This is a genomic window from Serratia odorifera (assembly GCF_041448735.1).
GTDB classification, from domain to species: Bacteria; Pseudomonadota; Gammaproteobacteria; order Enterobacterales; family Enterobacteriaceae; genus Serratia_F; species Serratia_F odorifera.
The window spans coordinates 1-1,069 of record NZ_JBGMUT010000035.1 but is presented as its reverse complement, the minus strand read 5'-3'; the positions used below and the strand labels follow the sequence as shown (position 1 = coordinate 1,069).

General features: G+C 52.9%; 1 protein-coding gene. It reads right to left on the bottom strand.

Translation table 11 applies throughout. The annotated features are described in order from the left end of the window. Nucleotides 1–7: 7 nt before the first annotated feature. Nucleotides 8–1,069: elongation factor Tu (gene tuf / locus ACCC84_RS23430; protein WP_004966541.1), on the bottom strand; the 1,062-nt coding region annotated here is incomplete at its 5' end.

Here is a 1,069-nt window from a genome sequence, read left to right as displayed (position 1 = left end):
TCAGCGATTAAGCGATAACTTTAGCAACAACACCCGCGCCTACGGTACGGCCGCCTTCACGGATTGCGAAACGCAGACCGTCGTCCATTGCGATTGGGTGAATCAGGGTAACAACCATGTTCACGTTATCGCCTGGCATTACCATCTCTACGCCTTCTGGCAGTTCGATGGTACCGGTCACGTCAGTAGTACGGAAGTAGAACTGTGGACGGTAGCCTTTGAAGAATGGCGTGTGACGACCACCTTCTTCTTTGCTCAGGATGTACACTTCTGAGTCGAATTTGGTGTGCGGCTTGATAGAACCTGGTTTAGCCAGAACCTGACCACGTTCGATGTCTTCACGCTTGATACCACGCAGCAGAACACCAACGTTCTCACCAGCACGGCCTTCGTCCAGCAGTTTGCGGAACATTTCTACACCGGTACAGGTAGACTTAACGGTGTCTTTGATACCAACAATTTCAACTTCTTCGCCAACTTTGATGATACCGCGCTCAACACGACCGGTAACAACGGTACCACGACCGGAGATGGAGAATACGTCTTCGATTGGCAGCAGGAACGGCTTGTCGATAGCACGCTCTGGTTCTGGGATGTAAGAATCCAGCGCTTCAGCCAGTTCTACAATCTTAGCTTCCCACTCTGCTTCGCCTTCCAGCGCTTTCAGCGCAGAACCGCGGATTACTGGCAGGTCGTCGCCAGGGAAATCGTAAGCAGACAGCAGCTCGCGAACTTCCATTTCTACCAGTTCCAGCAGCTCTTCGTCATCAACCATGTCACATTTGTTCATGAACACGATGATGAAAGGAACGCCAACCTGGCGACCCAGCAGGATGTGCTCACGGGTCTGAGGCATAGGGCCGTCAGTCGCAGCAACAACCAGGATTGCGCCGTCCATCTGCGCAGCACCGGTGATCATGTTTTTCACGTAGTCGGCGTGCCCTGGGCAGTCAACGTGCGCGTAGTGGCGAGACGGGGTGTCATACTCAACGTGAGAGGTGTTGATGGTGATACCACGAGCTTTTTCTTCTGGCGCGTTATCGATCTGATCGAAAGCACGTGCAGAACC